This is a genomic window from Streptomyces sp. SID10853, assembly GCF_010548145.1.
Lineage (GTDB): Bacteria > Actinomycetota > Actinomycetes > Streptomycetales > Streptomycetaceae > Streptomyces.
Genome location: NZ_JAAGLN010000343.1, coordinates 1 through 5,464, shown reverse-complemented (window position 1 = coordinate 5,464; position 5,464 = coordinate 1). Strand labels below are relative to the sequence as shown.

Here is a 5,464-nt window from a genome sequence, read left to right as displayed (position 1 = left end):
AAGGGCGGTGTCCCCACCCCCAAGGACCTCGCCGGACTGCGCGGGCCCGGAGCCCAGCACGCCGCGCACCCGGCCAACGCGACGCTGCGCTGGTCATCGGAGCGCGGCGGGATCGAGCGCCCCGGCGGCCAGTCCGGCGAACCGGCCGAGACCGCGTCGCTGCCGACACTCGCCCAGGTCACCACAGCGGAACCGGGGTGGGCGGACCGCGCGGCGGACAGCACCACCGTGGGCGGTGACCCCTTCGCGGTAGGCGCGGCCGTCCACATGCGGCGGAACCGCGTCGCTGCCGACACTCGCCCAGGTCACCACAGCGGAACAGCGGTGGGCGGACCGCGAGGAGGACATCACCACCGTCGGCGGTGACCCCTTCGAGGTCGGTCAGGTCTTCGCCAGGCGGTGGATGGAGCGGCTCCCGGACCCGGGCCACGTACAGAAGCTGTCGGGGATGTACCCCCGGATCCCGCACCGGATCGACGGCGAGCTGCTGCGGTACGCGGCCAGGTTCGGGCTGCTCGCCCACAAGGACGACCAGATCGACGAGCACGACCGGTACGCGATCAGGGCCGGTTTCTGGCGGGAGATCGACGTGAGGGCCGCCGAGCCCGCGCCCGCCGCCGAGCAGCCCGGACGCTGACAGCCGGGCCGCCGGCCGCCGCCCGAAGCGGCCCCGGCGCCCTCGCGGGCCGTCCAACCCCGTAGGCTCGTCCCTCGTGAGTACGGGCAATGTGTGCGTGGTGCGCGAGCTGGTGAAGACGTACCCGGCCGCGCGCGGCCGACGGGGGGCTCCCGGCACGCCCGAGGTGCGGGCCACCGACGGGATCTCGCTGACCGTGCGCCGGGGTGAGATCTTCGGGCTGCTCGGACCGAACGGCGCGGGCAAGTCCACCCTCGTACGCCAGCTCACCGGGCTGATGCGGCCCGACTCCGGCCGGGTCGAGGTGCTCGGCCACGACCTCGTACGCCATCCGGAACGCGCCGCACGGCTGCTCGGCTACCTGGGCCAGGAGTCCACCGCACTCGACGAACTGACCGTCGCACTCGCCGCCGAGACCACCGGCCGGCTGCGCGGTCTCTCCGTGCCGGACGCGCGCCGGGAGCGGGACGCCGTACTGGAGGAGCTGGGGATCACCGAGCTCGCCGGGCGGCCGTTGCGGAAGCTCTCCGGCGGGCAGCGCCGGCTCGCCTGCTTCGCCGCGACGCTCGTCGGCGACCGCTCGCTGCTCGTCCTGGACGAACCCACCACCGGGATGGACCCCGTCGCACGGCGCGCCGTGTGGGCTGCGGTGGACCGGCGGCGGGCGGAGCGCGGCGTGACCGTCCTGCTGGTCACCCACAACGTCATCGAGGCAGAGACCGTGCTGGACCGGGTCGCCGTCATCGAACGCGGACGGGTGATCGCCTGCGACACCCCGGCCGGACTGAAGGCCCAGGTCGCGGGCGAGGTCCGGGTCGAGCTGGTCTGGCGGGAGCGGGCGCCGCTCGACATCCCGGAGGTCGCCGTGCTGCGCGGGTCCGCGCAGGAGTCCGGGCGCCGCTGGGTGCTGCGGCTGGCGCCCGACGAGGCGCGGGCCGCCGTCGCGGCCGTGACCGGCGGGCCCGCCTTCACCGCACTCGACGACTTCACGCTGTCCACACCGAGCCTGGAGGACGTGTACATGGCGCTGGGCGGCCGTACGAAGGGGCTGGTGAAGGCGTGACCGCAGTGGTCTCCGCAGAGTCACAGCCGTACCCGGGGGTCCCGCGCTGTGAGTCCCGTGCCCCCGCCGGATCCGGCACCACGGGCGGCCCGGGCCCCGGCCCCGCCGACGCGGACGCCGACGCAGGGACGGTCACCGAGGCCGAACCGCTGGCACCGCGCGCCCGCCTGCTGCCCGCGCTCGCCGCTGTCTACCGGGCGCAGCTCTCGCGGGCCAGGGTGGCGCGCATCCCGCTGCTCTTCGTCGCGACGTTCCAGTCCGTCGGGATCATGATCCTGATGCGCGGGGTCGTCGACGGCGGTGACGAGGCCCGCGCCGTGGTCGCGGGGTCGGCCGTCCTGGTCGTGGCGTTCGTGGCGCTCAATCTGCTCGCCCAGTACTTCGGGCAGCTGCGCGCCAGCGGCGGGCTCGACCACTACGCCACGCTGCCGGTGCCGCCCGCGTCCGTGGTGCTGGGGACCGCCGGGGCGTACGCGTCCTTCACTGCGCCGGGCACGGTCGTCACGGCCGTCGCCGGTTCCGTGCTCTTCCAGCTGCCGCTGGCACATCTGTGGGTGCTCGCCGCCGTCGTCCCGCTCGCCGGGGCGGCGCTCGCCGGGCTCGGTGCCGCGCTGGGGCTGCTCGCGCCGCGCCAGGAACTGGCCACCCTGCTCGGCCAGCTGGGCATGTCGGCGGCGCTGCTGCTCGGTGTGCTGCCGGCCGACCGGCTGCCCGGGCCCATCGCGTACGCCCGTGACCTGCTGCCTTCCACCTACGGGGTGGAGGCGCTGGCCCGTACCTTCGGCGACCACCCCGACTGGTCCGCGGTCGGTGCCGATCTGGCCGTCTGCGCGGCTGTCGGGGTCGTCTCGCTGGCCGTGGCGACCTGGGCCTACCGGCGGGCGGCGGTCCGGTGAGGCGGCACACAGGGCCGCCTGGCACGATGGCAGAGTGACCGCGCCACTGACACCCCCGCACCAGCCGCCGCCGAACGACGACCCGTGGCAGAAGGGTCCTTCGGGAGCCACCCCCTGGCCGGGCCCCGACAGGGCCGGTGACGAGGGTCCCGGGCTCAGGACCGAGCTGGTGCAGGCGGCCGTCGTCGCGGTCGTGCTGGCGGTCGTGGGCGTACTGCTCGGGCTGCTGTGGATGTGGCTGGCACCGCGCGTTCCGCTGATCTCCGACGGCAAGGCCGTCTACCTCAAGGACTCCGAGGGCGAGCAGGCGATCGGCGGGGACGGCACGTTCGCACTGCTCGGGCTGGCCTTCGGCGTGGTGAGCGCGGCCGCTGTCTTCCTCTTCCGCAGGCGCGGCGGGGTGCCGCTGGTCCTCGCCCTCGCGGTCGGCGGCCTGCTCGGCTCGCTGCTCGCCTGGCGCGTCGGGATCTGGCTCGGCCCTTCGCAGGACGTGGTCGCGGCCGCGAAGCACGAGGGCAAGGGCGTCACCTTCGACGCACCGCTCAAGCTGGCCGCCAAGGGCGCGCTGCTCGCGTGGCCGGTGGCGGCGATGATCGTGCATCTGGGGGTGACCGCGGTGTTCGGGCCGCGGGACCCGGAGCCGGCGTGGGCTCCGCAGTCCCCGTCCGAGCCGCAGTCCCAGCCCTCGTCCCAGCCCTCGTACGGCGGGGACGCTCCTGAGCAGCAGCAGCAGCAGCCGGGCGGCGAGGGGCGCTAGCCCGGTGCCGCCGGACAGCCGGACAGCCGGACAGCCGGACAGCCGGACAGCCGGACAGCCCCACAGCCCCCGGCCCGGCGCCGGCCGGCTAGGCGGCCCGGCCCACCGGCGCGAGCAGCGCCCCGGTGAGACCGGTCAGGTCCGCCGGGGACAGCTCGACCTCAAGCCCCCTGCGCCCCGCCGACACGCAGATCGTGCCGTGCGCCGACGCCGACGCGTCAAGGACCGTGCGCAGGCGCTTGCGCTGGCCCAGCGGGGAGATGCCGCCCAGGACGTATCCCGTGGTGCGCTCCGCCACGGCCGGGTCCGCCATCGTGGCGCGCTTGCCGCCCACCGCCGCGGCCAGGGCCTTGAGGTCCAGGCTCCCCGCCACCGGGACGACGGCCACGGTCAGTTCGCCGTCCACATCCGCCACCAGCGTCTTGAAGACCCGGTCGGGGGTGACCCCGAGCGCCTCGGCGGCCTCCCCGCCGTAGGAGGCGGCCGCCGGGTCGTGCTCGTACGTGTGCAGCGTGTAGGCCGTACCCGCCGCGGCCAGGGCCGCCGTGGCGGGCGTGCCGCCCGACTGCTGCTTCTTCGCCTTCTTCGCCACGTGGCGCTCCTGGATCCGCTCGGTCCTGGCCGGCTGCCGGCCCGGGGTCAGTTGAGGTGGGTCGGGGCCCGGGTCAGCTCCGTGGCGGGCAGCGACGGCAGATGCCGGATCACCGCGGTCTCCGACCGCAGCAGCTTCAGCTCGTCGCGCAGCCGGGTCGCGATGTCCGGCGCTTCGAGCAGCTTCTGCTTGGCCGGTACGTCCAGCACGGCCGCGGCGGCGACCAGGTACGAGACCACCGACGGCTCGTCCGGAAGCTCGGCCCCGGTGGTGAGCGAGCGCTCCCGCGCACCGGCCAGCCGCTTCTGATAGGCGCGGAAGGCGCGCAGCACGCCCTCGGCCAGAGCGCCCGCGTCGTCCCCGGCGTCCTCGGGCAGTTCCTCGACCTCGGCGGTCAGATACGGGCCCGTGGTGTCCAGCGCGCTGATCCGCACCCGCGCCGTGCCGGTGGCGAGCACCTCGAAGCTGCCGTCGTCGCGCTCCCGGATCGTCGCGGCGTCCGCGATGCATCCGATGCCGTGCAGGGCGGTGGCCGGGTCGTCGCCGAACCCGGCGGCGGGGCCGGGCTCGGGCAGTGCCCTGCCGCCGGGCAGTCCGGGCAGCGTCGGCGCCACTTCGGAGCCGTCCCGGATGGCGACGACGGCGAAGCGCCGTGGTTCGGCCTCTTCGTCCACCTTGAGCAGGTCGCGCATCATGGCGCGATAACGCTCCTCGAAGATGTTCAGCGGCAGCACGAGGCCCGGGAACAGCACCGAGTTCAGCGGGAAGAGAGGGAGGCGCGCGGTGGTCACAGCGGTCAAGCGTAATGGCCGCGGCCACCGGTGCGCCCCGCCCTGTCGCGCCGCGCACCTCCGGGAGCGGTCAGCAGGCGTGCCGTGCCGCGCAGTTCGAGGAACAGGCCCAGCGGATCATCACTCAGCCGGGCCCACGGGAACGAGGTCACATCCGGCCCGATCAGCCGGAACTGCTCCCGCGCCTCGGCCCATCGCTCCCGGCTGATCAGCACGTACACCAGCAGATTCCGGACCTCGGCGAGCAGCGCTTCGCCGGGGCCGTAACCGGCCGACAGGGCGATGGCGCGGTCCGCCGCGCCGTCGATCCGCGTACGGACGGCGGCGGGCTGCCCGCCCCCGGTGAGACAGGCGAAGGCCGCGCTGACCGGCAGCGCCCGCACCAGTGATCCGGGTGGCGCGTCGTCGGCGGCCTGCTCCGCGAAGTCGAAGCACTCCAGGTGCGAGCCGTGCCACTGCGCCGACAGATAGCGCAGCGCGGCCACATGGCAGCCGTAGTGCCACCGGGAGCGGCGCAGCGCCTGCTCCCAGAGGGCCTCGAAGCCGGCGTGCGTGGCGTGCACACCGCGGGCGTGGTCCAGGGCGATGCGCCACGGCACCGGGTCCCGGGGGTCACCGGCGGCCGCCGCGTCGACCAGCGGGCCGACCTCGTGCAGCAGTTCGGCGCGAGCGGGGGGGTCCCAGGCCCTGAGGACCGCGCGGCCGGCGGCGATGAGCAGCGCGTCCGG

General features: G+C 75.1%; 6 protein-coding genes and 1 pseudogene. 4 read left to right on the top strand and 3 right to left on the bottom strand.

Annotation, left to right across the window (positions count from 1 at the left end; genetic code table 11):
- From G3I19_RS34165 to G3I19_RS34150, 4 genes and pseudogenes are all read left to right on the top strand, one after another.
- Positions 1 to 637: pseudogene (locus G3I19_RS34165) on the top strand (hypothetical protein); the annotation flags it as partial.
- A 91-nt stretch (positions 638 to 728) separates the two neighbouring features.
- Entirely contained in the window at positions 729 to 1,700 is a 972-nt protein-coding gene (locus tag G3I19_RS34160; RefSeq protein WP_343235294.1) for an ABC transporter ATP-binding protein, read from the top strand.
- A gap of 149 nt (positions 1,701 to 1,849) precedes the next feature.
- Positions 1,850 to 2,596: an ABC transporter permease gene (locus tag G3I19_RS34155; RefSeq protein ID WP_203600967.1), complete on the top strand. Its 747-nt coding sequence runs from the start codon at positions 1,850 to 1,852 to the stop codon at positions 2,594 to 2,596.
- 34 nt (positions 2,597 to 2,630) lie between these two features.
- Positions 2,631 to 3,353 carry a hypothetical protein gene (locus tag G3I19_RS34150; protein WP_164267582.1) on the top strand — a complete coding sequence of 241 codons (723 nt, stop codon included), beginning with the start codon at positions 2,631 to 2,633 and terminating at the stop codon, positions 3,351 to 3,353.
- Positions 3,354 to 3,441: 88 nt separating this feature from the next.
- On the opposite strand, the gene ybaK is transcribed toward G3I19_RS34150, so the two are convergent.
- From ybaK to G3I19_RS34135, 3 genes are all read right to left on the bottom strand, one after another.
- Entirely contained in the window at positions 3,442 to 3,945 is a 504-nt protein-coding gene (gene ybaK, locus G3I19_RS34145) for a Cys-tRNA(Pro) deacylase (RefSeq protein WP_164267581.1), read from the bottom strand.
- A gap of 47 nt (positions 3,946 to 3,992) precedes the next feature.
- Positions 3,993 to 4,736, bottom strand: a complete 744-nt coding sequence (locus tag G3I19_RS34140; RefSeq protein WP_164267580.1) for an LON peptidase substrate-binding domain-containing protein — start codon at positions 4,734 to 4,736, stop codon at positions 3,993 to 3,995.
- Between the two features lie 5 nt (positions 4,737 to 4,741).
- On the bottom strand, positions 4,742 to 5,464 hold a 723-nt coding region (locus tag G3I19_RS34135; protein WP_203600957.1), incomplete at its 5' end, for a hypothetical protein.